Raw genomic sequence first — 289 nt, 5'->3', positions numbered from 1 at the left:
CGTTTTGCGTTCAGTTTTGAAGGTTCATGATATGGAACTTCATATGCAGGAAAAAAAGGGGCCTATAGCTCAGCTGGTTAGAGCGCACGCCTGATAAGCGTGAGGTCGGTGGTTCGAGTCCACTTAGGCCCACCATTTTTTTCTTTTTGCGCCATACGGGGCCTTAGCTCAGCTGGGAGAGCGCCTGCTTTGCACGCAGGAGGTCAGCGGTTCGATCCCGCTAGGCTCCACCATGATTTTGTTCTTTGAAAACCGGATAAAACGACATTGTACCAAGTATTAACCGATT

General features: G+C 49.1%; 2 tRNA genes. Both read left to right on the top strand.

What is annotated here, in order from left to right:
- Window positions 1–58 precede the first annotated feature (58 nt).
- Window positions 59–135: transfer RNA gene (locus tag AV656_RS03710), tRNA-Ile, on the top strand.
- A 22-nt stretch (window positions 136–157) separates the two neighbouring features.
- Window positions 158–233, top strand: a tRNA-Ala gene (locus AV656_RS03705).
- The last annotated feature ends 56 nt before the right edge of the window (window positions 234–289 follow it).

The organism is Bhargavaea cecembensis, assembly GCF_001619585.1.
Taxonomy (GTDB): Bacteria; Bacillota; Bacilli; order Bacillales_A; family Planococcaceae; genus Bhargavaea; species Bhargavaea cecembensis_A.
The sequence above is the reverse complement of the archived record's forward strand: the minus strand, read 5'-3'. Positions and strand labels throughout refer to the sequence as shown.